This is a genomic window from Salisaeta longa DSM 21114 (assembly GCF_000419585.1).
Classification (GTDB): Bacteria; Bacteroidota; Rhodothermia; order Rhodothermales; family Salinibacteraceae; genus Salisaeta; species Salisaeta longa.
In genome coordinates this window covers 1691143-1715863 of the sequence record NZ_ATTH01000001.1, presented here as the reverse complement: position 1 = coordinate 1715863, position 24721 = coordinate 1691143, and the positions used below count along the sequence as shown (strand labels likewise).

General features: G+C 63.6%; 17 protein-coding genes. 10 read left to right on the top strand and 7 right to left on the bottom strand.

Going from position 1 to position 24721, the window contains the following annotated elements; genetic code table 11:
* Window positions 1-207: 207 nt before the first annotated feature.
* The gene (locus SALLO_RS0107065; RefSeq protein WP_022835611.1) at window positions 208-2310 is read right to left on the bottom strand and encodes a sodium-translocating pyrophosphatase; all 2103 of its coding nucleotides are present in this window, start codon (window positions 2308-2310) and stop codon (window positions 208-210) included.
* A gap of 479 nt (window positions 2311-2789) precedes the next feature.
* Here SALLO_RS0107065 and SALLO_RS0107060 point away from each other — a divergent pair, with 479 nt between their 5' ends.
* Window positions 2790-3746 carry a cation diffusion facilitator family transporter gene (locus tag SALLO_RS0107060; protein WP_022835610.1) on the top strand — a complete coding sequence of 319 codons (957 nt, stop codon included), beginning with the start codon at window positions 2790-2792 and terminating at the stop codon, window positions 3744-3746.
* An 11-nt stretch (window positions 3747-3757) separates the two neighbouring features.
* Here the strand turns inward: SALLO_RS0107060 and SALLO_RS0107055 are convergent, their stop codons facing one another.
* Window positions 3758-6259 (bottom strand): lamin tail domain-containing protein, encoded by a 2502-nt coding sequence (locus SALLO_RS0107055; RefSeq protein ID WP_022835609.1) that lies wholly within the window; start codon window positions 6257-6259, stop codon window positions 3758-3760.
* 70 nt (window positions 6260-6329) lie between these two features.
* On the opposite strand from SALLO_RS0107055, the gene SALLO_RS0107050 reads away from it, so the two are divergent.
* The 9 genes from SALLO_RS0107050 (at window position 6330) to SALLO_RS0107010 (ending at window position 19424) form a co-directional block, all read left to right on the top strand.
* On the top strand, window positions 6330-7274 hold the full coding sequence (locus tag SALLO_RS0107050) for an L-threonylcarbamoyladenylate synthase (protein ID WP_022835608.1): 945 nt from the start codon (window positions 6330-6332) through the stop codon (window positions 7272-7274).
* 109 nt (window positions 7275-7383) lie between these two features.
* Complete coding sequence (locus tag SALLO_RS0107045; RefSeq protein WP_022835607.1) at window positions 7384-7947, top strand: hypothetical protein; 564 nt, start codon at window positions 7384-7386, stop codon at window positions 7945-7947.
* Between the two features lie 145 nt (window positions 7948-8092).
* Window positions 8093-10039 (top strand): protein translocase subunit SecD, encoded by a 1947-nt coding sequence (gene secD / locus SALLO_RS0107040; RefSeq protein ID WP_022835606.1) that lies wholly within the window; start codon window positions 8093-8095, stop codon window positions 10037-10039.
* Window positions 10040-10105: 66 nt separating this feature from the next.
* Window positions 10106-11014: a protein translocase subunit SecF gene (secF, locus tag SALLO_RS0107035; RefSeq protein WP_022835605.1), complete on the top strand. Its 909-nt coding sequence runs from the start codon at window positions 10106-10108 to the stop codon at window positions 11012-11014.
* A gap of 76 nt (window positions 11015-11090) precedes the next feature.
* On the top strand, window positions 11091-12398 hold the full coding sequence (locus tag SALLO_RS0107030) for an adenylosuccinate synthase (RefSeq protein WP_022835604.1): 1308 nt from the start codon (window positions 11091-11093) through the stop codon (window positions 12396-12398).
* A 139-nt stretch (window positions 12399-12537) separates the two neighbouring features.
* Window positions 12538-13902 carry a sensor histidine kinase gene (locus SALLO_RS0107025; protein WP_022835603.1) on the top strand — a complete coding sequence of 455 codons (1365 nt, stop codon included), beginning with the start codon at window positions 12538-12540 and terminating at the stop codon, window positions 13900-13902.
* A gap of 265 nt (window positions 13903-14167) precedes the next feature.
* Window positions 14168-17233: a SusC/RagA family TonB-linked outer membrane protein gene (locus SALLO_RS0107020; RefSeq protein WP_022835602.1), complete on the top strand. Its 3066-nt coding sequence runs from the start codon at window positions 14168-14170 to the stop codon at window positions 17231-17233.
* Between the two features lie 157 nt (window positions 17234-17390).
* Window positions 17391-18875 carry a RagB/SusD family nutrient uptake outer membrane protein gene (locus tag SALLO_RS18140; protein ID WP_022835601.1) on the top strand — a complete coding sequence of 495 codons (1485 nt, stop codon included), beginning with the start codon at window positions 17391-17393 and terminating at the stop codon, window positions 18873-18875.
* Window positions 18876-19019: 144 nt separating this feature from the next.
* The gene (locus SALLO_RS0107010) at window positions 19020-19424 is read left to right on the top strand and encodes a hypothetical protein (protein ID WP_022835600.1); all 405 of its coding nucleotides are present in this window, start codon (window positions 19020-19022) and stop codon (window positions 19422-19424) included.
* A gap of 125 nt (window positions 19425-19549) precedes the next feature.
* On the opposite strand, the gene SALLO_RS0107005 is transcribed toward SALLO_RS0107010, so the two are convergent.
* The 5 genes from SALLO_RS0107005 to SALLO_RS0106985 are packed head-to-tail and all read right to left on the bottom strand — an operon-like array spanning window position 19550 to window position 24720.
* A complete protein-coding gene (locus SALLO_RS0107005; RefSeq protein ID WP_022835599.1) occupies window positions 19550-20851 on the bottom strand; it encodes an NAD(P)H-dependent oxidoreductase in 1302 nt (433 codons plus the stop codon).
* Entirely contained in the window at window positions 20848-21615 is a 768-nt protein-coding gene (locus SALLO_RS0107000; protein ID WP_022835598.1) for a glycosyltransferase family protein, read from the bottom strand. Before SALLO_RS0107000 ends, SALLO_RS0107005 begins: the two co-directional genes overlap by 4 nt.
* Window positions 21612-22160 carry a dTDP-4-dehydrorhamnose 3,5-epimerase family protein gene (locus SALLO_RS0106995; RefSeq protein WP_022835597.1) on the bottom strand — a complete coding sequence of 183 codons (549 nt, stop codon included), beginning with the start codon at window positions 22158-22160 and terminating at the stop codon, window positions 21612-21614. The genes SALLO_RS0107000 and SALLO_RS0106995 overlap by 4 nt, the downstream gene beginning before the upstream one ends.
* Window positions 22157-23569, bottom strand: coding sequence for a UDP-glucose dehydrogenase family protein (locus tag SALLO_RS15845; RefSeq protein ID WP_022835596.1), 1413 nt, complete (start codon window positions 23567-23569; stop codon window positions 22157-22159). The genes SALLO_RS0106995 and SALLO_RS15845 overlap by 4 nt, the downstream gene beginning before the upstream one ends.
* Before the next feature lie 5 nt (window positions 23570-23574).
* Window positions 23575-24720 (bottom strand): NAD-dependent epimerase/dehydratase family protein, encoded by a 1146-nt coding sequence (locus SALLO_RS0106985; protein ID WP_084696202.1) that lies wholly within the window; start codon window positions 24718-24720, stop codon window positions 23575-23577.
* Between the last annotated feature and the right edge of the window lies 1 nt (window position 24721).

Genomic DNA, 24721 nt, shown 5'->3' with positions numbered 1-24721 from the left:
GATCCGCGTATTCAGCGTCTGAGAGCATGTGTGCGTGAGGGGTGGGCGGTGCTTCGGGGCGGAAGCGCTGCCGCAGCCGTTGCGTTTGCGATAAGGTAATGTAGGAAACGCAACGGTATCAAAAAAGCGGGGCGGCCTCGGAAGATCCGCTGTGCGCGCATCTGCGTGACCGCCCCGCGTGATGGTGTGCTGTGTGGCGGCCGCCAATTAGCCCGCGAGGAGCGGTGCAATGACGAGCGACACTACCGCAATGAGCTTGATCAGGATGTTGAGGCTGGGGCCGCTGGTGTCCTTCAGCGGGTCGCCCACGGTGTCGCCCACGACCGATGCCTTGTGGGCCTCGGAGCCTTTCCCGTGCGTGGTGCCGTCCACCACGAGGTCCGACTCAATGCGCTTCTTGGCATTGTCCCAGGCGCCGCCGGCGTTGCTTTGGAAGATGGCAAACAGAACGCCGGATACCGTGACGCCGGCCAACAGGCCGCCCAGCATGCTCTTGTCGATAAAGCCAATCACGACCGGGACGAGCACCGCCAGGATGCCGGGCGCTACCATCTCGCGCAGCGCGGCCTTCGTCGAAATGTCGACGCAGCGGGTGTAGTCGGGCTTCGCTTCGCCCTCCATGATGCCCGGAATGTCGTTCAGCTGACGGCCCACTTCGGTAATCATGTCGCCTGCGGCGCGGCCCACCGCACCCATGGCCATGGCGCTAAAGACATACGGCAGAACGGCGCCAATCAGAAGACCGGCCAGAATGCGCGGATTGGCGACGTCAATGTTTGGCACTTGGGCTTGCTGCATGTACGCGGCGAACAGCGCAAGGGCCGTAAGGGCCGCCGAACCAATCGCAAAGCCTTTGCCGATGGCGGCTGTGGTGTTGCCCACTGCGTCGAGCTTATCGGTGCGCTCGCGCACTTCGGGCGGGAGCTCGGCCATCTCGGCAATGCCGCCGGCGTTGTCCGAAATCGGACCGTAGGCATCAACGGCCAGCTGGATGCCGGTTACGCTGAGCATGCCCACGGCCGCAATGGCAATGCCGTACAGGCTGGCAAAGTAGTTTGCACCAATGATGCTCACGGCAATGATGAGGGCCGGAATGCCGGTGGAGTACATGCCCACGCCCAGTCCGCTAATGATGTTGGTGGCGGTGCCGGTTACGCTCTGCTCCGCAATGCCCAGCACCGGTTTCTTGTCGGTGGCCGTGTAATACTCGGTGATGAGGCCGATAAACGTGCCGGCGAGAAGACCGATGACCACGGCAGCAAAGATGCCGTTGGCAGTGTATGTGAAGTTGGCCCCCGTGATGGCGCTGGCAGCTGTCCAGCTATCAGGCAGCAGCGCACCAATGATGAAGTACGTGGCCACGAACATGATACCCACTGCGCCAAACTCTCCGATGTTGAGCGCGGTCTGCGGGTTGCCGCCTTCCTTCACGCGCACGAAGAACGACGAGGCGATGGCCACTACAATACCGACGCCCGCGATAACGAGCGGGAGGACGACAGCAGCCAGTTCCATAATGCCCGTCTGGGCCTGAAAGGCCGTCATGAAGGCCGTGCCCAGCACCATCGTACCAATGATGGAGCCGACGTAGCTTTCGAAGAGGTCGGCGCCCATGCCGGCCACGTCGCCCACATTGTCGCCCACGTTGTCGGCAATGGTGGCGGGGTTGCGCGGGTCGTCCTCCGGGATGCCGGCGTACACCTTGCCGGCCAAGTCGGCGCCCACGTCGGCCGCTTTCGTGTAGATGCCGCCGCCCACACGCGCAAACAGGGCGATGGACGATGCGCCCATCGAGAAGCCGGTGATCACGTTGATCACCTTGGCCGTCTCCCATCCGAAGCTCGTGTACAGCAGCCAGAGCAAGCCCAGGCCGATGATGCCGAGGCCCACCACCGAAAGTCCCATGACCAAGCCGCCGGAAAAGGCCACGTTCATGGCCGGGCTCAGGCCCGTGCGCGCCGCCTGCGTGGTGCGTACGTTCGCCTTTGTGGCCACCGTCATGCCAATGTATCCGGCTAGGGCCGAGCAAACGGCGCCGAGAATGAAGGAGACGCCAATCCACCACGACGAAGCGGCTTCGTTCGTGTTGGCCACGATCAGGAGACCTGCCACCACCAGGACGAAGATGGCCAGAATCCGATATTCGCGGTTCAAAAAGGCGCGGGCCCCGTCGGCAATGCTGGCCGCGAGGTCGGCCATCTGTTCGGTGCCGACCTCCTGCTTGTTAATCCACTGCGTTCGGTACAACGCGTAGAGAAGGGCCAGCACACCGCTTACCGGCACCAGAATGTTAATAAGTGACAGACTCATGAGAGCTATTCAGCCAATGAATGAAGTAAAATTGCGTTGGTGTGGTCACGTCCGTTCCCGACGTGGTGCGCCGGGGGGTGGCGTGCTTGCTGTTTTTCAAGTTCGCCGGTCGTTCCGCCGCGGCCCGCAGACTGCGTCGAGGGCTGAACGGACGCGTGCCATGGGGTTAAAAGGCCATGGCAAAACCTCAGAAACAAAAATCTGTGCGCGACCTGCCGCGTGCAACGCCCCTAAAAGACGGGCACGGATCGCAGGTTGCAAGGCTTCAACGTACCGACCATGGACCCGCCTTTACAGCGTTTAACACGTAATTCGTGGTGAAATCCAGATGGACCGTGCGCAGGCGGTCGTCAATCGGCGCTGTGGGGCCCATAAGCCGTTGGGCACACAAGCACTCGACGGACAAGTCGCGGCGCGGGCGTCAACATCCGCGCGGGGAGGAGCGTAGCCTACCCCCTCTGGACCAATGCGTATCACATATGCCTGCTACCCGCCCAAATCAACGCGCCCGCTACCGAGCCATCGGGTGGAGCGTAGCCGTTGCCGTCCTCATGCTGGCCGGGAAGCTGACCGCGGCGGCCATCACCGGCAGCGCGGCCATCTATTCCGATGCGGCGGAGTCCGTCATCCATCTTTTTGCTACGGGCTTTGCGGCCTTTAGCCTGTGGTACGCCTCCACGCCTGCCGACGAGAGCCATCCATACGGCCACGGCAAGATCGCCTACTTTGCCTCGGCCGTCGAAGGGCTGCTCATCTTGGTGGCTGCCCTCACCATCCTCTACACGGCGATTCAAGATCTGGTGCGCGGCCCGTCGCTCGACCGGCTGGGCACGGGGCTGTACATTTTGCTGGGCCTTACGCTGGTGAACCTGGGGCTCGGGGCGTATCTGGTGCACACCGGGCGCAAGCACAACAGCCTCGTGCTGGTGTCGAACGGGCAGCACGTGCTTACCGACATGTGGACGAGCGTGGGCGTGATTGGCGGCGTGGCGCTGGTGTGGCTGACGGGCATCGAGTGGCTCGACCCGGTGGCCGCGATCCTCGTGGCCCTCAACATCCTGTGGACGGCGGGCCAGCTTCTGCGCCGCTCGGTGTATGGCCTCATGGAAAAGGCCGATCCGGAAAGCACCGCGCGCATCTTTAACGTGCTAAACGAAGCACTGGAAAACGAGACCATCGTCAATTTCCATCAGGTGCGCTACCGCCGCGTGAGCGACGAGGTGTGGATTGAGTACCACTTACTCTTCCCGGGCAAGATGTCGATTGAGGAGGCGCACGCCCGGTCGCACGCCGTAGAGGACGAGATCGCGACGCTCTTTCCGCGGGCCGAGGTGCACGTAACCGCTCACTTAGAGCCGGCGCGTCACGACGAGGCGCATCCGCCGCACCACGTCGAGCCGTCCGATCCGCTGTACGAGGCGCAACACGGGGCGTAGCGCCGCGGCGATTACAACGGACGGGCAAGCACGACGGGCACCTTTTCGCGGGCGACGGTACCGCCGCGCGCGTCGACGGCTTCAAACAGGACCACGTAAATGCCCACGGGCAGCCGGTGGCCATTGTCGTCGCGGCCATCCCACAGCAGCTCGCCGGTGGGGCCGGCCAGCCGGGCGGCGGTGAGGGTACGCACCTGGCGGCCGCGGTTGTCGAAGATGCGCACGCGAATCAGCTGCGGGGCCCGCGGCAGCGTGTAGCGGAGGCGCGTGGCTCCGTCACGTTCGATGGAAAACGGCGACGGCGCGATGCTGAGCGTAGCCGCGGTGGGGCGAGCGGTGCGGGGCGGAAGCGACAGGCTGTTGGTGTGGCCGGGCGTGCCGCCGGCGGCAGCCGTGCTGCTCGACCAGTTGTCGGCCGACTGCGCCGGGCCGGTGGCGCTGATCCGCTCCAGCGCAACGCCGCGCGGTGTCTCCAGCGCCTCGGCGTGCCAGTCGGGGCGGTAGGCGATGCGTGCGACCACGCGGCCGTCGGCGCGATGCACCACGATCTGTTCGCCGCTGTTCAGCAACCCCAGCGAGGCGGCCTGTGCAGGCAACAGCGCTACGCTATCGGCAGCAAACGACAGCCCCGGAAAGGCCGTGGCGAGGCCCGCGGTGGTATCGGAGGGCGGGGCTGCATCTACGCGGTTGTACGCCACGGCAAAGCCGCCCGGCGGCACGGCCTGCAAGCGGTCGCCAAGCCGCAGCGTGTCGGCCGCGCCTGTCTCGTCGGGCGTGTCGGTCAGGAACCAGCCGCGGAGGGTGCGCGGGCGGTTGGACAGGTTCTGCACCTCGATGTACTCCGGCTGATTGGGGCGATCGTCGAAGGCGTCGGTGCGCGGGGCGTACATGATCTCGGTGAGGGCCACGTGTGACGAGTCGGCGCGGAATGCCACGACGTGCCGCGTGGCGGATTGCTCGTTGCCCGTGCGGTCGGCAAAGGTGCGCACGGTGGCCACGCGGCCCGCGGGGGCGTCATCGAACACAGCGACGGCGGTCGTGGCATCGGCGGCCGTGGTGACCGAGCGGGCGGCGGCTTCGCCCCACCGCACGTCGCCCGCGCTGAGCGTGGCGGCGTCGATGGCCTCGCTGAACCACAGCCGGAGCGTATCGGCGGCTTGCGCTTCGGCAAACACGAGCCGCGGCGCGCGCTCATCCGGGGCGTACACGCTGTTGCGGGCCCCGGGCGTGCCGCCTTGCGGGTCGGTAGACGCGGCAAACGTGGCAGGCGCATCCGAGGGGCCCCGTGGGTCCACCCGCGCAAGGGCTGTGCCGTCGCCGCCGCCCCACGACGAGGCGTATGGGACGGCATCCAGCACGGTCGTTTCAAACAACACGGCCGGAATGTCGCCGCCGTTGTTGAGCGCGGGCCAGTTGGGCAGCGTGAGCGTGTCGGCGTTGGCGTTGGGGAACGATGCGGCAAAGGCTGCGGGCGCTTCCACTAGCACCAGATAGCCCCCGGGGCGCAGCGGGCGGCGCGTGGCGGTGAGGCGCTGCGGGGCGCTTCGTTCGTCGCGCCACCGGAGCTGGCGCACGTCGATGGTCTTGTTCGACCGGTTGTAAAGCTCCACGTACTCGCCCGAGCCGTTGGGATCAATCATCAGCTCGTTGATGACGAGGTCGCCGGGCGCGGGCCTATCGGCCTGAAAATAGGTGAACGAGGCAGTGGTGCGGGGCTGCACGTTGCCGCGGCGGTCGGCCATGTTGGTGGCGACGAGCGTGTACCGGCCGTCAGAAAGTGCAGCGCCCAGGCGCAAGCGGACGGTATCGGGGGCAACGAGCGCCGCTTCGGTGATGGCGGGCGGCGCGGGGCCGTCCAACGCAAATGCAGCGGGCGTCACGGCTGCCGGAGCGAGGGCCTCCGAAAAGGCCGCGTGGAGGGTGCGCCCGTCGCGGGCCCAGCGCACCGTGCGCAGTTGCGGCGGGGTGGTATCGACGGCGTACACGCTGTTTTGGACGCCGGGCGTGCCGCCTTGCGGATCGGTGGAGGCGGCAACGTTTTCGGAGGTGGACGGGCCGCGCGGGTCGATCCGCTCAAGGGAAACGTTGTCGGGCGCGGCATCGCCGTCGTAGACGAGGGAGTCGATCATGGTGGAGCCGCGGCGCAGCAGCACCCGGTCGCCGCCGTTGTTGAGGCCCTCCCAGTCGGGGGCTTCGAGGGCTGCGGGCGCTTGCGGAAAGCGCGCCGCGAAGGCCGTGGTGTCGCGGGCAATCAGGAGATAGGCGCCCGGGGGCAGCGCTGTGCCGGCAGGCGCCAGCGCATCGAAATCGCGGTTGCCGTCGGCATACTGAAGGCCGTCGAGCGACAGCGTCTGATCGGTGGTGTTGTAGACCTCGATGAACTCGGCCGCGGTGGGCGTGGGCGCAAACAGTACTTCGTTAATCACCAGATCGCCCGGCGTGGGCGCCGGTTGGGCGACAGCGCTGGAGGCGCACAGCACGAGAAGCAGGAGGGCGCGGGTCAGTTGGCACATACGCGAGCAGCAAAGCGTAGCAGGCACGGGGAGGCAAGACACGCAGACCGCCAGAAAATAACGAATTGGCATGAAGACCCTTTGCACGTCTGATGTGGAGCGGGCCGCCGCGGTGCTTCGGTCGGGGGCGCTAGTGGCCTTTCCCACCGAGACGGTGTATGGCTTGGGCGCCGACGCGCTGGATGCCGCGGCGGTGGCGTCGATCTTTGCAGCGAAAGGCCGCCCCGCCGATAATCCGCTGATTACCCACGTCGCTTCGGTCGTCGAAGCCCGCTTGCTTGCGGACGTATTGCCCGAAGCGGCCGAGACGCTGCTCCATGCGTTTGCGCCGGGACCGCTCACGGTGATCGTGCCCCGCGGCCCGCGTGTGCCCGATGCGGTGACGGCCGGCCTCGACACGGTAGGGCTTCGCATCCCCGCGCATCCAATGGCACAGCACTTCCTGCAGGCGTGCGCCCGGCCGGTGGCCGCGCCCTCGGCCAACCGCTCGGGACGGCCCAGTCCAACCACGGCCGCCGCGGTGTTGGAAGACATGGACGGCCGGATTGCGTGCGTTTTGGACGGCGGCCCCACCGATGCCGGCGTGGAGTCGACCGTGGTCGATTGCACGACCGATCCGCCGGTTCTCTTGCGGCACGGTGCCTGCACGGTGGAGGCGCTGCGCACGGTATGTCCGGCCCTCCGCGTGTCATCGAGCGCCGAACAGCAAGCGCGGAGTCCGGGCACGCGCTACCGCCACTATGCGCCGCAGGCCCGTGTGGTGCCGGTGGCGCACCCCGGGGCCGCCGCGCCGGGGGCGCAGCACGCCTACATCGGTCGACACGCGCCGCCCGCGCCCGAGGCGTTTGGGCTGGTGGCCGTGTGCGACACGCAAGCCGCGTATGCGCACCGGCTCTTCGACTTCTTCCGGCAGGCCGACCGGGCCGGCTGCTGCGTCATCTTTGCTGAGCGGGCGCCCGCGGAGGGGCTGGGGCCCACCATCAACGACCGGGTCGCGCGGGCCGCGGCGGGGTAACAGGCAACGCACGGCCCGCACCGGGCCGGAGGAACAACCGGTGCCGGTGGCGAATTGGCGGTTGCGGTTGTTACGAACTTCTTTCCTGAGCGCCTTCCGAACGGCATCCATGCAGAGGTTTCGCACGTATTGGGGCCGGCTTGTGCCGGTCGTTGTGCTGGTGGCCAGCCTGCTACCGCTCAGCAGCGTGCAGACGCTCGTCGCGCCGCCCACATCGAACGCGGCGTATGCGCAATGGCTGCACGCGCGCCTGCCGGCAACTGCCGAGGCGGTGCAGCCGGATGTTCAGGCGGCGCTTGAGGCCGCACAGCAGCAACCGGCACCTTCGCTTGCCGCGTTTGTGGAAGCCTTCGTGCAGGCCTACGCTGCACAACAACCGTCTCGTTCGTTGGCACAGGTGATAGGGCACGCCGCCACCGATGGGCCTGCGCTCGTGCGGTACCTGCGCGGGCAGCAAAGCTTGCAGGCCCTTCCGGCCGTGCCCGGCCCGCGGCTCGCGCAATGGCTCGTAGCCACCTCCACCGCCGCAAGCGGTCCTGCGGCTGCCCTTGGGGCCGCCACGCGGACGCTGGCCATGCGGATGCACATGGTCGTGCAGCGCTGGGGCCCGCCCGTGGGCGCTGCCATCGCCGAGGCCCTCATCCCCCGCGTGCTGCAACCGCGCGCGCCGTAGTCTCTGGGCGTCCCATGTCGCGGGACGCCGCGCTTCGTCTCTCCTTCTGTCAGCTGCGCGCCTGTCACAGGCATGCAGCATGCAGCGCGTGCGCCGTGCGTGCGCTGCCGACCCTCTTTGTCTCTATCGAACGACTGCCTGACTTATGAACGGTAACGGAGTAAAAATTGGCCTGACGGTATTCTTCCTGGCCATCTGCGGGTACTACCTGTACCCCACCGCGCAGAACTTTATGCTCACCAACAAGCTCAACGAGCTCTCCCCCGAGGCCCGCGAGCAATACATAGCAGACAATGCCCAGTACATCCGCGATGTGCGCAACAGCTCGCTTCAGCTGGGCCTCGACCTGCAAGGCGGCATGCACGTAACGCTGCAAGTGCGCGTCGCGGCGCTGCTCGATCAGCTGGCCACAAACAAAGACGCTGCGTTTCGCGAAGTGCTGCAAGCGGCCCGGCAGCAGGCCGCCGCCCAGGGCACCTCGGTAGTGGAAGCCTTCCTGACGCAGTTTCAACAGCGCGACGGGCAAGTGCGCCTCTCGCGGTACTTCCGTAACGAAACGGCCAACATCACGCGCCGCTCCACCAACGAGGAGGTGGCCGAGTACCTGCGGCAGCAGGTGGACGAAGCCGTGGATCGCGCCATGGAGGTGGTGCGCAATCGCGTCGATCAGTATGGCGTCTCCGAGCCGTCCATCCAGAAGAAAGGGTCGCGGCGCATCAGCGTAGAGCTGCCGGGCGTAGACAACCCCGACCGCGTGCGGAATCTCCTGGAAGGCGCCGCGCGCCTCACCTTCCACCTCACCGCCGAGCCGCAGGCCCTCACGCAGTCCGCGCAGGACATCATCGCATACTACGAGCCCGACACCACCGGCACCGCCGACACGACCGCGGTGGACACCGTGGCGGCCGATCCGCAAGCCGGCGGCGACCCCGTGCCCGAAACGCAGGGCACGTCGCTCGTCGATCCCACCGATACAACCGCGGGCGGCGATCAGGGCACCGCGCTTACGGGCCCCAGCGGCGATGCGCAAAACCCGTTGCTTGCGGTGCTGCAGCCCTTGCCGTACCGCCAGCAGCCCGTGTTGGGGCAGGCCTTTGCGCGCGATACGGCCCGCGTAAACGACTTGCTACAGCGTCCGGCGGTGCAGCGCATGTTGCCCAACGGCGTCCGCCTGATGTGGACGGCCAACCCCGCGCCGGGCGCGCCGGGTGGGCAAGAAGCCTACAACCTGATAGGCGTGCAGGCCGAGTCGGAGTTGAGCGGCGAAGTGATTGAAAGCGCATCGGTGCAGTTCGATCAGTTTACGAACGAGCCCAGCGTGTCGATGACCATGAACTCGGACGGCGCCCGCATCTGGGCACGCCTCACCGGCGCCAACGTGGGCGAGCAGGTGGCTGTGGTGCTCGACGGCAAGGTGTACTCCTATCCGCGCATTCAGGAGCGCATCGCCGGCGGCCGCACCTCCATTAGCGGACTGGAGTCGCGCGCGGAAGCCCAGGACATCGTGACGATCTTGCAGTCGGGTGCGCTGCCCGCGCCGCTCGACATCATCGAGGAGCGCACGGTAGGCCCAAGCCTCGGCGAAGCGTCCATCCGCGCCGGTTTCATTTCGGCCGTGGTGGGGCTCTTGCTTGTGGCGCTGTTCATGATCTTCTACTACCGCACCGCCGGCATTGTGGCCGACGTAGCGCTGCTGCTTAACATCGTCCTCATTCTGGGCGTGCTGGCCGCCTTCAACGCCACGCTCACGCTGCCGGGCATCGCGGGCATCGTGCTTACGATTGGTATGGCGGTGGATGCGAACGTGCTCATCTTTGAGCGCATCCGCGAGGAGATGGCCACCGGAAAGACCGAGCGCGCCGCGCTGGAAGCGGGCTACGACAAGGCCCTCAGCGCCATCCTGGATGCCAACATCACCACCTTCTTTACGGGCGTAATTCTGTACTCCTTTGGCGTGGGGCCCATCCAAGGCTTCGCCGTTACGCTCATGATTGGTATCTTGGCGTCGCTCTTTACCGCCATCATCGTAACGCGCATCGTCTTCGACTACTTGATGGACACGCGCGGGGTGACGAGCATCAACTACGGCTGATGCGCCGCCTGTCCGCTCCGTTCCATCTATTGACCGGTCGGCAACGACCTCAACCGAATAGCTACTATGCGTATTTTTGAAAACGCCAACTTTTCGTTCATTCCCAATCGCCGCCGGGCGTACATCATCTCGGCGGTGCTCCTGCTCCTTAGCATCGGCTCGCTTGCCACGCGCGGGCTGCAGGTAGGCATCGACTTCAAGGGCGGTATGGAGTTCGTCGTGGAGGCGAGCAACCGCTTGGAAGCCACCGAGGTGCGCAATGCCCTCACGCAGCCGCTGGGCGGTCAGCCCGAGGTAAAGACGTATGGCGAGGTGGGGCTGCTCATTCGTACCGCGGCGCAAGACGACATTAGCGCCGTGGAGTCGACCATCCTCAACACAATCCGGCAAGAGTTTCCGCAGTCGACCCCCAAAATGGTGAAGACCAACGTGGTGGGGCCGCGCTTTGCCGAGGACTTGATGTGGGGGGCCTTCTATGCCGTGCTCGGATCGCTGCTCGTCATCTTTCTGTACATCTTGCTGCGTTTCGAGTGGCAATTTAGCACAGGCGCAGTGGCCGCGCTCCTTCACGACGTCACCATCACGCTGGGCATCTTCTCGCTCTTGGCCGGCATCGCGCCGTTCTCGCTCCAGGTCGATCAGTCCATTATCGCCGCGCTCCTTACGGTGGTGGGCTACTCGCTGAATGACACCGTGGTGGTGTTTGACCGCGTGCGCGAGTACACCAACATGTTCAAAACCGACGCGTACAACGACGTCGTAAACCGATCCATCAACAACACCCTCAGCCGTACCTTCATGACGTCGATTACGACGTTGCTGGTCGTCACCATTCTGTTCTTCTTTGGCGGCGAGGTGCTGCGCGGCTTCTCGTTTGCGCTCATCATTGGCGTGCTTGTGGGAACGTATTCATCCATCTTCGTGGCCTCGCCCGTGGTGGTGGAACTCCGTGACCGCGCGAAGGCGGCAGCGTAACGTGTATCCATGATGGGGCGCCGGCCGCGTCGCCGGCGCCATTTCTGCTCAATTTCTGAAGACCCAACGCATTCTCATGCCCGTTTCAATTGTTATCGGAAGCCAGTGGGGCGACGAAGGCAAAGGCAAGATCGTCGACCTCCTCAGCCCCGACGTCGACATTGTGGCCCGCTACCAGGGCGGCGCCAACGCCGGCCACACCATTTGCTGGGACGACGAGGAGTTTGTGCTGCACCTGGTGCCCAGCGGCGTCTTTCACGACGGGGTCACCTGCGTGATTGGCAACGGCGTGGTGCTCGACCCGAAGGCCGTCATTGACGAGATCCAGAAGATTGAAGACCTGGGCTTCCCCGTTGAAGGACGGCTGAAGATCTCGCACAATGCGCACCTCATCATGCCCTATCATAAGGCCATCGAGGCCGCGCAGGAGGCGAGCCGCGCCGAAGCCTCCGACGACGACGCAATTGGCACCACGGGCCGCGGCATTGGCCCCAGCTACACCGACAAGTTTGCGCGCACCGGCATCCGCGTGGTCGACTTGCTGGACCGCGACGTGCTGCGCGCCAAGCTGACGCGCTCCATCGAGGAGAAAAACGCCATCCTCAAGCAGATCCACGGCGCCGATCAGCTCGATGTGGACGCGATTATTGAAGAGTACGTCGCGTTCGACCAGCAGATTGACCCGTACGTCACCGACACGTCGGAGTACCTGTGCAACGCCCTGGACGATGGCAAACGCGTGCTGGCAGAAGGCGCGCAGGGTTCGCTGTTGGATGTAGACTTCGGCAGCTACCCGTTTGTGACGTCCAGCCACCCCACGGCGGGCGGCTGCTGCACGGGGCTGGGCGTACCGCCCACGGCGGTGGACCGGGTGATTGGCATTGCCAAGGCGTACTGCACGCGCGTGGGCAACGGGCCCTTTCCCACCGAGCTGCACGATGCCGCCGGCGAGCGGTTGCGCAAGGTGGGCGCCGAGTTTGGCGCGACCACCGGGCGGCCGCGGCGCTGCGGATGGCTCGACCTGGTGGCGCTGCGCTATACCAGCATGATCAACGGCTTCAGCGAGCTCACCATCACGAAGATGGACGTGCTCTCGGGGCTCGATGAGCTGAAGGTGTGCACGCAGTACCGCTACGATGGCAAAACGACCCGCCGCTTCCCCAGCGAAGCGCAAACGCTGGAACGTGTGGAGCCGCTCTACGAAACGCTACCCGGCTGGGACGAAGACATCACCGACGCGCGCCACATCAGCGAGCTGCCCAGCGAGGCCCAGGACTACCTCGACTTCATCAGCGACTACCTGCGCGTGCCGGTGGGCATGGTGTCGATTGGGCCGCGGCGCGACCAGATCATCCCCCTGGCCGACACCGCGCCTGCCGCGTAAGCATGGAGCTGCACGGCTGCAGCGAAGCAGCCAGCTGGCGTTGATGTACAACAGTTGATGTACAACAAGAAGTCGCAGGGGCGCATGCACGTGCGCCCCTGTTGCGTTGCATACCTATTTCTTCTGCCCTGCGAGTCTCATGAACACCTACCGCTGGTCGGTTCGGCTGAAGCTGGGACTCATCGTCTTTGCCGGGGTCATCGCATTGGCCTCGCTATGGTACACGCAGCAGCTCGTCGACCGGCTGCAGGAGCGCGAACAGGCCATCGTGCAGCTCTGGGCCGATGCGCAGGCCCAGCTCGCCAGCGCGCAACAGCAAACCGGCAACCCCTACCAGCGCGAGCTGCAATCGCTCGCGGCCTACGTGCGGGAAGGCGCTGCGCTCTCGTCCGCACAGCGCACCCAGCTGCTCCGCGCCATTCAGTGGGCGCAGTCCATGCCGCCCGCAGGCGAGGTCAACTTCATCCTCAACGAGATCTTGGAGCCGAACGCCTTTGCGATACCGGCGATCATCACGAACGCAAGCGGGCAGCCGCTCTTTTGGCGAAACGTCGGCGTGCCGCCGTCGCTGCAGTCCCTAACGCGCGAGGACTCGCTGAAAGCCCTGCAGAAACTCCGCGAGCGCGTGGTCGCAATGGACGCCGCGTTTGCGCCCATCCCCATCACCATTCAGTTTGGCACGCCGCAGGGGCCCGCGCAGATAACGCAGTACGTGCACTACGACGAGTCGTCGCTGGTCACCGAGCTCCGATGGTTTCCGTACGTGCAACTGTTGTTCGTAGCGCTTTTCATCGGCATAGGCTACGTCGGCTTTTCGTACATTCGGCGCAACGAGCAGAGCAACCTGTGGGTGGGCATGGCGCGGGAGGCCGCGCATCAGCTCGGCACGCCCATCTCCAGCCTGATGGGGTGGACGCAGCTCCTGGAGGCCAACGACCTGTCGGCCGCCCGGCGAAAAGAGGCCGTGCAGGAGATTGCGCGCGACATTGAGCGGCTGCAGCGCGTGGCCAATCGCTTTTCGGATATAGGGTCGATGCCCAAGCTGGTGGAGCAGCCCCTGGGGCCCATCTTGCAGGATACCGTGCAGTACATGCAGCGCCGGGTGCCCCAGCACGCGGGCCGCGTGCGCCTTGAAACCGCGATAGAAGAGCCCCTTACGGCGCCGGTAAACGCAGAGCTGTTTGGCTGGGTGATTGAGAACCTCCTCAAAAACGCCCTCGACGCGCTGGATGCTTCAGGCGGCACCATCACCCTGCGGGCACAGCGGCAGGCCGCGCAGATTCGCATCGAGGTGGAAGACACCGGTCGGGGAATTGCGCGCAGCGAGCGGAAGAGCATCTTTCGGCCCGGCTACAGCACAAAACAACGCGGCTGGGGGCTGGGGCTCAGCCTGGCACAGCGCGTCATCAACGTCTACCACGAAGGCACGCTGGCGCTTGCCAAGAGCCACGTGGGGCACGGCAGCACCTTCCGCATCGTGTTGCCCGCTGCGTCGGACGGATGAGGCGCATAACGACCAAAATGTGAAGATACCAAAAACTTGGCTTGTAGGATGAGCGAAGTGCGGGGGATATGGTCACCCTCTCTTGACAGTCTGTTGACCTTCGCATAAGATGGGAACGTAATATTTCGCAAAACGCACGGATTGCCGTTTGTGAACTCCCCCGCTCTTTCAACCGTCGTAGACCCACCTACGGCGCACGCGGCCCTTGGGCGTTACCCATCGTGCAGTCCACTCGTCGTTTCTCGGTTACATTAGAGGAATCATCATGAGAAGATTTGCTACACAGCTCCTCTGCGGGTTGTTGGTGTTGCTCTTTACACCAGCACTTGCGTGGGCACAAGATGCTACGATTCGAGGGGTCGTGCGCGACACCGAGGGAGAACCCCTTCCCGGCGCCACGGTCCAGATTCAAAGTTTGAGCATGGGTGCCGCAACCGATGCTGACGGTCGGTATACCATTGCCAGTGTTCCGGCAGGCACCTATACCTTGCAGGCCTCATTTGTTGGGTACAACACCCAAACCAAAGAAATTACGGTAAGTGAAGGCCAGCGCGTCAACGTCAACTTCCGCTTGTCGATTAAGACGGCAACGCTTGATGCCGTTACGGTATCGGGCTATCGGCCCACCACATCTCGTTCAGAGAGCGGGGCGTCGGTCGTTGTCGGCTCCGAAGAGCTAGAAGGCGTGAGTGTACGGAGCCCCGACGCTGCGATTCAAGGCAAGGCCGCTGGTGTACGTGTTACCGCTGCTAGTGGGCAGCCGGGAGCAGGCATCCAGGTGAATGTTCGTGGCGCGGTATCGGTGAATGCCGGCACGTCGCCGCTTTACATTGTGGATGGCGTCCAAGTAAGCGCCAACGACAACTTGTCGCTTGCCTCAGGCAACCCGCTCACGTCCATCGCCCCAAGTGACATTCAGTCGATTGAGGTTCTGAAGGATGCCGCGGCTGCGTCAATTTACGGCGCCCAGGCGGCCAATGGCGTGGTGCTCATTACCACAAAGCGTGGTCGTGAGGGCGCTACACGCGTCAACTTCAGTGCGCAGCTCGGGTCGGCGGATCGCACGAAAACATTTAACGTGCTGAATACGCCGCAATATCTTCGGTACAGAGCGCTAGCAATCTCAAATGCCGGAAATATTCCCGTTGGTAACCTCGAAGACAGCTTCAACAGCAACGGAGACTTTACAGGATACGGGATCGCAAATTCGTTCCGAGGACCACGTAGCGTCAATGAGAACTGGCAAGATCTGGTATTTCGCACCGGACTTCAGCAGTCCTACAACCTCTCAGTGCGTGGCGGCAACGAGGATACACAGTTCTACATCTCTGGGCGTTTTGGTCGAGATGAAGGGCAAATTATCGAGTCGGCTTTCAAGCAAGGCGGCTTGCGTGCGAACCTGAGTCACGATGTGAATGACAAGCTGACGTTGGAGTCTACCTTCAACTTCACGAACGGACACTACCGCGGAACCATTGGAAACGGTGCATTCATCAATAGTCCGTTTTGGGCCGCGCAGTTTATTCCGCCTACCGCTTCGTTGTATAACGAACCGGGCAACCCGGCAAGCGGGTTCAATCTGGAGCCCAATAACACCTTTAGCTATAACCCGGTAGCGCAGGAGAAATTCAATACGCGCAACTCCGTGGTGAATACGGTTATTGCGAATGTGTCGGCTGATTACCAGTGGACGGATGATATTGCATCGCGTACGTTTGCTGGTGTACAGTACGAGGACGTACAAGAGGAAAACTACGATGACCCACGACTTCCGGCGAATGCAGGCGTTGGCGGGTCCGGTTTTGCGCGGGCCTCGCGTACGACAAGCTTTAACATTAGCCAGACCGTGGCGTACGACAAGCTGTTTGCAGACGTACACAACGTGTCCGTCCTTCTTGGTGGCGAGGTGAAGCGCGAGCTGGAAACCGGTCTTGGTGGAAATGCCCAGGGGTTTCCTAGCTTTCTGTTTCGCAAGCTGAGTCAAGCAGCGGAACCAACTGGTGTGTTTCAGTACAGCACGGAGTATCGCCAGCTGAGCGTGTTTGGAAATGTAGAGTACACCTACGACAACACGTATCAGATCTCGGCGACGGTACGGCGCGACGGCAACTCACGCTTTGGCGAATCCCAGCGCTATGGTACATTCGGTACGGTGGCCGGCTACTGGCGCGTATCCAACATGGGATTCCTTCAGGATATTGAGGCACTCTCAAACCTGAAGCTGCGTGCGAGCTATGGTGTCACTGGAAACAGCGACATCAACAACTTTATCTCGCGTCAGAGCTTCCTGGGTGCCGGAGAATACAACGGATCACCTGGGTTGCGCCCTAACAGCATTGGTAATAACCAGCTGTCGTGGGAGGAGAAGTGGTCGACCAACATTGGGCTTGACTACGGCCTCTTTGGCGGTCGCATCTCGGGTGCTGTGGACGTGTGGCGTGATCGCCGCACGGAACTGCTCCTAAATCGTGACCTGCCGGTTGATAGCGGGTTTGGCTCGATTATCGACAACGTGGGAGAGATCACGGTCGAAGGCATTGATGTGCTCGTGAACACTACGAACATCGACTATGCCGACTTCCGGTGGGATACGTCCTTCAACATTAGCTTTCAGCGCACCGAGGTAAACAAACTTCTACCCGGTGATGACACGGTGATTGCTGGTGGCCTCTATTACGTGGTTGGCGAACCCGTAGCGCAATCCCGCTACGTGCGGTACGCAGGAGCCAATCCGGCCAACGGACGGCCCATGTACTACGATGCGGATGGCGACCTGACCTACGTTGGAACGAACGTCGATGACGAGAAGCTGGTGGGCAACACGCAGCCTGATTTCTTGGGTGGCTTGACCAATAGTTTCTCGTTCAAGGGAATCTCACTCAGCGTTTTCTTCCAGTACGACTACGGTCGCACAACGCTTAACAATAATGCGTTCTTCTCCGACGTTGGGTACTTCTCATTCAACAAGGCAGATCGCGTGCTGGATGGCTGGCGTCAGCCCGGCGATGTGACCGAGGTCCCGAAGCCTTACGGTACAACGCTGCTTGCTGGAGGAACAACGTTTCCGGATGGAACGACTGAAGGAATCTTCACCACGCGATTTGTCGAGAACGCCTCCTACATCCGCTTGAAGCGTGTCCGGTTAGGATATTCCCTGCCGTCCTCGCTACTTGCAGGTACGGGTCTCCGTTCGGTTGAGATCTACGGTGCAGGAGCAAACTTGGTAACGTGGACGAACTTTACGGGCCCCGATCCGGAGCTCGTGGGTACGGCCCTTGGTGACTATCCGCAGGCCAAGACCATCACCGGCGGCATCAACATTGGCTTCTAAATGATTCGTATCATGGGAAGCTACCGGGAGGCATTTTGCTTCCCGGTAGCGCATGATGCGGCTGCGCCTGATTTCTCCTCAACGGAGAAATGCAGTGCCAGAAGTCTCTGTTCGATACGTTCAAGAAACATCCTCGCTTCCTTAGAAGCTTTTGACTATGATTAGACAGCTTACACGTTTAACACTAATAGCCGCGCTGGCCATTGGCTTGTTCAGTGCATGCGATACTATTGCGCTCGATGAGGCGCAGCCTACAGACCGCGTCGTTCCTGGAGAGGCGCTCTCGACCGTACAAGGGCTTGAGTCTATTCTTGCAAGTGTCTACGATCGCTTGCAGGGCGTAACACGGTATGGGCAACATTTTTTGCTGTACCCGTCTGCATTGGCAGACAACATTCAAATTAAGCAGGGGTCAACCTCTAACCGCTACCCAGGGGTAGTTGCAAATACAGTGTTTACGCACTTGACTACTTACGGCGGCCCCTATGCGTCGATAAACGAAGCAAACAATGTCCTGGCGGCCATTCCAGATGTGGAAATTACCGGCACCGACGCGGAAGCGACTCGTGATCGCATCGAAGGGGAAGCGCGCTTCCTCCGCGCCCTGAGTTATTTCGATCTCGTGCGGACCAAGGCCTATGAGCCAGGACGTGGCGTTCAGCAACCGGATGCACCACAGGGATGGACGCCCCAAACAGGCGTCGTCATTCGGACGGAGCCAACCCAAACGGTTGAAGATGCAAGCTTTCTGCCTCGGGCGCCAGTGTCAGAAGTTTATGCCCTCATAGAGAGTGACCTGAGCACTGCGTACGACCTTCTCCTGGATAATCCGACGGCTGCGCCGCTTCCTAATCGTGCGACGGCAGCGGCGGCAGCAGCACTGCTTGCCCGCGTATACTTGTACCATGCTGATCCCACGGCTGCTAACGATCCCTTGTGGGCGGAAGCAGAAACGTGGGCCACGCGTGCTATTGACCTCGCTGAAGCGGCGGGCGTCACAGTGAGTACGCCGTCTTCGTTTGCAGGAGACTGGGCGAGCAGCACGCATCCTGAGTCTATCTTCGAGCTTACACTAACCTCCGGGCTTGATGGAGCTGTAACCAACTCCAATGAAGCGTTGACTGCGCTTACAACGCCTGGGGTATTCACGTACGAGGTCCTTCCGACCCAAGACCTGATCAGCACGTACGCCGCAAATGATGTGCGTCGTGAGTTGCTCAGAACGGATAGCGATGGTGCCACGTACCTGGCGAAGTACACGGGGACGATTGCGCCCTTTACCGATCGCCTCCCGGTGATTCGGATATCGGAAATGTACCTGACCCGTGCCGAGGCGCGCGCCCAACAGGGCAAGTTGCCGGGGGCACGCAGTGACCTCGATGTTATCCGCACAAACCGTGGAGTCGGGAGCATCGGAACGAGCATCGGCCAGGCGGCACTCATTGACAGCATCCTGCTGGAGCGTCGTCGCGAACTGGTGTACGAAGGCCATCGCTTCTTTGACCTGAAGCGCTATGCGCGCGACATTCCGAAGCCGCAGCTTGGCGGATCGCTTCCGTACTCTGATATCCGGATCTTGGCGCCGCTGCCGTCGGCACAGGTCGACAGCAATCCTGAGCTTGTGCAAAATCCTGGATACTAACGGTTGCCAGGTGTGCTAGGCTGCGTGGCGTGAGAGCGTCACGCAGCACGGTACCATGGATTGCTCAATTTTGTATGTCTTAACTCTTTTGACGTTATGAGAACTCGAGGATACACACTTGTACTTGCCGTAGCGGTTGCTTCCATGCTACTGCTCACGGGATGCTTTGACGAAGTTAGCGGACCCTACGACGGACCGCCTCAGGTGGCTTTTGCACAAGTTGGCGGCGCGTATTCGGCAGCCGTGCTTGAAGGATCGGGCGTTGTTGGCCTGACCGTTGAGCTCGTTGGTCCGCAACGTAGTGCGCCGCTCACGGTGAACTTCCAGGCAGAGGGCGGAAGCGCCTACTCGTTGCCAAATGGAAATAGCCTTACGATCCCGGCGGATAGCAGCAGTGGCACGCTGGCCATCAACGTACAAAGCGGAGTCAATGATGGCGCGACGCAGGTCGTGGAACTCAGGCTCACGGGCGCTGATGCCAGTGAGGTTGTGGTGGCCGAGAACTGGTCGACTTTTGAGCTGCAGATCGTCGACGATCCGCAAGACTGACACGCTGGTTACGATTCCAGCATAGCATACCAAAGCAAAGAGGCTCGCAAGTGTGTGCTTGTGAGCCTCTTTTTTATGTTCGCCGACGTTTTTGTGGGGCGATGGTACCGCGAGGCCGACGTCAATCAGGCGTCGACTGTTGATCCAAATCGCTCGACCTGTTCATTCCACAGCCGGTCGAGGGGGCGCCCCGCGGGGCGCGCGATGGCATCGAACGTCAACGCTTCATCCTGCGGCACGTCGCGGGTGAGCGTAGCGCCCTCGGCGAGTCCGATGGGTAGCAGGTTGTGCATAGCGGCCTCGGCTTCGGTTTCCAGCACGCCATAGGTCATAAAGCCGCCCAGCCCGTCGATCGTCTCGCCGGCGCGTAGGTCGCGCTTGGCGAGCGTGAGCACGCGCGCAACGGGGCCGCCCTGCGGTGCGATAACCGCGTCATGGAAGTCCACCGCACGGGCCACCGAGAGCGGGGCCTCCCACATGGGCAGGTGGTACGGCGTGTAGAACACGTGGAACGGCCCGTCACCCATCTTGAGGTACGACATGTACGGCGCGCGCACGGGGTCTTCGTTGTACCCAATCACAAACACGCCCGGACCGGGCTCGGCGCCCAGTACGTAATCCACCAGACCGCCGTCCAGCAACTGATCTTCTGGAAACAGGCCGACGGCGTCGTTCACGTGCGCGCACGTAGGACCGTACATGCCGCGTTGCCCCACGCCAAAGCCGGTGGCATTTGCCACGACGGCCATTTCTGCAGAAATCTTGGTGCCGTCGGCAAACGACGTGACCATATGCGGGCGCTGGTTGTGCTGCTCGGCAAAGCGCTGCTGCGTTTTGGGCGTCCGATAGGGGTCGATGAGTCCTTTGATGTTGCCTGCGAGCACAGGGCGGTAGCCGGTCATCTCGACAAAGCGCATCAGGTTCATGACCACGCCGGGCTGGTCGCCGTCGGCATTGGTGAGGATGACGCCCGCATCGTCGGCGTAGGTCTTGAGGATCGGTCCTAGGGTGGCATCGAGCTCGGCGTTGAGCAACACCACGTGCTTGCCGTGGCGGATGGCGTCGAGCGTTACGTCGAGGCCAAAGGCGACGGCGCCGGTCGCTTCCAACACGGCGTCGATGGGACCGGCCTGCACGACGGCCTCGGGCACGTCGCTCACGACGTATTGCCCCCGCTCGATGGCCGCGGTGGCCTCGGCTGGGGTGTTCACGGTAACAACCGCGCTGTCATCGAGTCCGGCGGCGGTATACGCTTCCCGAGCCCGCGGAAGCGTGCGGTTAAAGATGGCAACGATCGCCAGGCCGGGCACCTCGTGCAGCACGTGGCGCACTATGGCCCGGCCCATGTAGCCGGCGCCGATGAGGGCAACGCGAATTGGATTATTGGCCGCGGCGCGCTTCTTAAGGGCGGTGTCTACGATAATCATGGCTGGTCGGTAACGGAATGAAAGGTGTGGGCGAGGGCGTCGGGCGTACCTACGTCCCGAAAGCGTCCATCAGGAAACGAAACGGCGTCAATGCGGAGGCCGGCGGCATGTGCGTCCTGCAGCACGTGGCCAACGTAGCGCTCGTGTGCATAGAGCGCATCGGCCGGCCGGCGCTGCCACGCGGCGACGGTGTCGTGCAGGTGCTGGGTGAAGCGCGGGCCCCAGACGGCCAGCACCCAGGCGTGGGTCAGGTCGGTGGCCGGTGGTTTGATCACAAGGTCGGTCACGCGACCCGCTTCCACCTGTACCATGTCGACCTTCGACGGCTCGGGCGCCGGAAAGCATCCCAGCACGACGTCGGCGGCTGTGTTCGAAAAGCGGTCGAGTAGTGGTCGGATCACGCCCTCCGGTTCGATCAGGATGTCGGGAAAGCCGAGCACCACCGTGCGGTTGTGTACAAACGGATAGGCAGCATCCAGCGTGAAGGGCGTGCCGAAATCGGTGGCGGCGATCAGGTAGCTCAGCGCCAGGTTGTAGGCCGCGCCGTCGCCCAAGAACGCCGGGATGTCCCACTTGCCGCGGCGTAGAATCACGTGGGCCTCGCCAACGCCCGCGGCGTGAAGCTGCCGCAGCAAGGGCTCCATCACAACCGTTACCGTGGGGGCTGCGGCATAGCGGATCGGCAATACTTCCTTGCTACACGGCAAGCGCCCCAATCGGCGCGCGCGCCCCGCGCAGGGCAACAAAGCAACGGGAGCCGTCATGGGGCAGAGGGGGTTGCATCGTGGAGCAGCGGCCAGGCGCGGTCTTTGGCAGAGACGTTCGTCACCGCGTGCGGCCAGTCGATAGCGAGGGCCGGATCGTCGTAGCGCAGGCCGGCTTCGGCCGCGGGGGCGTACGGGGCCGAGACGAAGTAGAACGCTTCGGTGTCGGGCGCTAGCGTCTGGTAGCCATGGGCACAGCCTTCGGGCAGGTAGAGCATCGTGCGGTTCGCTGCCGTTAGCTCAAGCCCCAGGTGCTGCAGGTACGTCGGCGACTCCGGGCGAACGTCGACGATCACGTCGTAGAGGGCGCCGGCCGTGCAGCGTACGAGCTTCGCCTCGGCATGCGGCGCGCGCTGGTAGTGCAGGCCGCGTACGGTGCCCGCCGCTGCGGTGTAGCTGGCGTTGGCCTGCACCATGTGCGGCGTGCAGCCGTGGGCACGGGCTTCGTCTTCGCACCAGATCCGTGCAAAGAAGCCGCGGTCGTCGCCGTGGGTGGCAAGGTCGACGCGGTACGCGCCCGCGATGGCGAGGGGCGTAAAGATCATGACGGGGCCGTTGCTGTGTGTGAAAGCGATGGCGCCGCCGTGGCCGTGCCGTCGCCGGTCGTTGATGTGGACGACCACCCGATGGCCGCGTAGCGCGGCACGCTATCTTTGGCCAGCATGCGCCGCCCGTCAATCACCACCGGCGCGGGCGAGCGGCCCTCCAGCAGCGCGGGGACCTCGGCAAACGCGGGCCAGCGCGTGATGAGCAGCACAGCCTCAGCGTCGGAAAGCGCCGCGGCAAGCGAGGGGGCATACGTGATGCCTTCGGTGCCCAGCACGGCCTGCGCCTCGTGCGCGGCCACCGGGTCGTATGCCATCACGTGGGCGCCTTCCGCGCGCAGCGACCGGATCACCGGCAGCGCGGGCGATTCGCGGACGTCGTCGGTGCCGGGCTTAAAGGCAAGGCCGAGCACCGCCACGCGGCGGCCGCGCAGGTCGGGAAGGTGCGCGCGCAACAAGCGGAGCATCTGCTGCGGCTGCGCGGCGTTGATGTCGAGCACCGATTGCAGCAACGGCATAGGCACCTGGGCCGACGAGCCGTGGGCGACGAGCGCCTTCACATCCTTCGGGAAACAGCTGCCGCCAAAGCCGCAGCCCGCGGACAGGTAGCTTGTAAAGCCGGGGGTAATGCGCGAGCCGTCGGGCAGGAGCGGGCTCATGCGCTTGTCGAGGTGCACGCCGCGCATAACGTCTTGCGCGTCGATGTCGCCCAGCGCGCTGCACAGGTTTCCGATTTCATTGCTGTACGAGATGAGCGTAGCCAGCAAGGCGTTGGCAGCATACTTAATCATCTCGGCGGTACGCGGCGTTGTGCGCAGCTTATCGGTATCCGGGAAGACGGCGTAGAGCGCGTCCAGCCGGTCGAGCGTGCGTTCGTCCATGCCCCCCATCACGATGCGATCGGGGGCCATAAAGTCCTCGATGGCCGTGCCCTCGCGCAGGAACTCCGGGTTCATGCCCACGCCAAAATCGCGGCCCGCGCGTTTTCCAGCGGCTTCTTCGAGCAGCGGGCGCACAACGTCGCTCGTGGTGCCGGGCACCACGGTACTTTTTACGATGACAGCGTGGTACGCGTCTTTGGTGCGCAGCGCCGCGCCCACGTCGCGGGCGGCCTGTTTGATGTACGAGAGGTCGATGGTGGTGCCGTCAAACGGCGTGCCTACGGCAATAAGCGTGAGGTCGGAGGCGTGCACCGCAGCGGGAAGATCGGTGGTGGCAAAAAGCCGCGTGCCCACGGTGCGCGCGAGCAGTTCGGCAAGCCCCGCTTCGTAGATGGGCGGGTCGCCCTGGTTGATCTGCTGCACTTTGGCGGCGTCGATGTCGACGCACGTTACCGTGTGGCCTTTTTCCGCAAGGCACACGCCGCTGACGAGGCCAACGTATCCGGTGCCAACAATGGAGATATGCATGGGGGTCAAAAGTCTTCGGTGAAGGTGGTGGCGTACCATAAGAGCGAGCGCTTCAGGCCCTCGTCGAGCGAGATGCGCGGCTCGTAGTTGAGCGTCGTGCGCGCCTTGGTGATGTCGGGGCAGCGCCGGTTCGGGTTGTCGGTGAGGTACTGCGGGTCGTCGGCGGTTTCGCGGACCACCTGGCCGGTGTAGTCGAACAGCTCACGGCCGAGCGTCACGAAGCGCGCGCCAAGGTCGGCGATGGACACCTCGGGCGCATCGGTGCCAATGTTGTAGGCGGCGCCGGGCGTGCCGTGCACCAGAATCTTGTAGTAGCCGATGATGGCGTCGGCCACGTAGCAGAAGGTGCGGGTGGGCGATCCGTCGGAGAGCATCACGATGTCGCGATTGGCCAGCACGTCGCGCGCAAAGTCAGGCGGTACGCGGCGGTCGTGCAGCGAGAGGCCGGGGCCGAAGTTGTTGAAGGGGCGCGCGGTTTTCACCGGCACGCCGTGCGCGGCTGCGTAGTTGACGCACAGCGTTTCGCCATAGCGCTTCGACTCGTCGTAGCAGGCGCGGGGGCCGGTGCACGATACGCGTCCGGGATAGGTCTCGGGTGTGGGGATGGCCGCGGGCTCCGGGTCGCCGTAGATTTCGCTGCTTGAGAAAAAGAGGAGTCCGTGCAGCGGGTGGCCGGCGTGGTCGCGCGCCACGGCATAGTCGAGCAGGTGGCGCAGGCCCTGCACGTTGGCATCCATCGTGGCCAGCGGGTGCTTGCGGTAGAACGTGGGCGAGGCGATAGAGGCGGCATGCACGATGAAGTCGAACGCGCCCCACGTGTCGGGCAGCGGCGCGGTGATGTCGTGCGTGCCTACGGTGAGCGTGTCGTAGGTGGCGGCGCAGCGGTCGAGCCAGCGCGGGCGGCCGCGCATGAAGTTGTCGACGGCCACAACCGCAACGGGGGCATCGGCGCCGCGGGTGGCGTTCCAATGGAGGACCGACTGCACCAGGTAGTAGCCCAGGAAGCCCGCCCCGCCGGTAATGAGGAGGCGCGTGCCGGCCATGGCGCGGAAGGTATCATCCAGCGCGTCGGCCATGTAGTCGAGGTCGAGCGTGCGCACCGGGGGACCGGTGCGGGTGGCGGTGGGCACGGAAGGAGCGAAGGGAGGCATA

What these genes read in the sequence shown, in the direction of transcription:
- SALLO_RS0107065 (WP_022835611.1), bottom strand. Translation starts at nt 2,310, where the DNA reads ATGAGTCTGTCACTTATTAACATTCTGGTGCCGGTAAGCGGTGTGCTG.
- SALLO_RS0107060 (WP_022835610.1), top strand. Translation starts at nt 2,790, where the DNA reads ATGCCTGCTACCCGCCCAAATCAACGCGCCCGCTACCGAGCCATCGGG.
- SALLO_RS0107055 (WP_022835609.1), bottom strand. Translation starts at nt 6,259, where the DNA reads ATGTGCCAACTGACCCGCGCCCTCCTGCTTCTCGTGCTGTGCGCCTCC.
- SALLO_RS0107050 (WP_022835608.1), top strand. Translation starts at nt 6,330, where the DNA reads ATGAAGACCCTTTGCACGTCTGATGTGGAGCGGGCCGCCGCGGTGCTT.
- SALLO_RS0107045 (WP_022835607.1), top strand. Translation starts at nt 7,384, where the DNA reads ATGCAGAGGTTTCGCACGTATTGGGGCCGGCTTGTGCCGGTCGTTGTG.
- secD (WP_022835606.1), top strand. Translation starts at nt 8,093, where the DNA reads ATGAACGGTAACGGAGTAAAAATTGGCCTGACGGTATTCTTCCTGGCC.
- secF (WP_022835605.1), top strand. Translation starts at nt 10,106, where the DNA reads ATGCGTATTTTTGAAAACGCCAACTTTTCGTTCATTCCCAATCGCCGC.
- SALLO_RS0107030 (WP_022835604.1), top strand. Translation starts at nt 11,091, where the DNA reads ATGCCCGTTTCAATTGTTATCGGAAGCCAGTGGGGCGACGAAGGCAAA.
- SALLO_RS0107025 (WP_022835603.1), top strand. Translation starts at nt 12,538, where the DNA reads ATGAACACCTACCGCTGGTCGGTTCGGCTGAAGCTGGGACTCATCGTC.
- SALLO_RS0107020 (WP_022835602.1), top strand. Translation starts at nt 14,168, where the DNA reads ATGAGAAGATTTGCTACACAGCTCCTCTGCGGGTTGTTGGTGTTGCTC.
- SALLO_RS18140 (WP_022835601.1), top strand. Translation starts at nt 17,391, where the DNA reads ATGATTAGACAGCTTACACGTTTAACACTAATAGCCGCGCTGGCCATT.
- SALLO_RS0107010 (WP_022835600.1), top strand. Translation starts at nt 19,020, where the DNA reads ATGCTACTGCTCACGGGATGCTTTGACGAAGTTAGCGGACCCTACGAC.
- SALLO_RS0107005 (WP_022835599.1), bottom strand. Translation starts at nt 20,851, where the DNA reads ATGATTATCGTAGACACCGCCCTTAAGAAGCGCGCCGCGGCCAATAAT.
- SALLO_RS0107000 (WP_022835598.1), bottom strand. Translation starts at nt 21,615, where the DNA reads ATGACGGCTCCCGTTGCTTTGTTGCCCTGCGCGGGGCGCGCGCGCCGA.
- SALLO_RS0106995 (WP_022835597.1), bottom strand. Translation starts at nt 22,160, where the DNA reads ATGATCTTTACGCCCCTCGCCATCGCGGGCGCGTACCGCGTCGACCTT.
- SALLO_RS15845 (WP_022835596.1), bottom strand. Translation starts at nt 23,569, where the DNA reads ATGCATATCTCCATTGTTGGCACCGGATACGTTGGCCTCGTCAGCGGC.
- SALLO_RS0106985 (WP_084696202.1), bottom strand. Translation starts at nt 24,720, where the DNA reads ATGCCTCCCTTCGCTCCTTCCGTGCCCACCGCCACCCGCACCGGTCCC.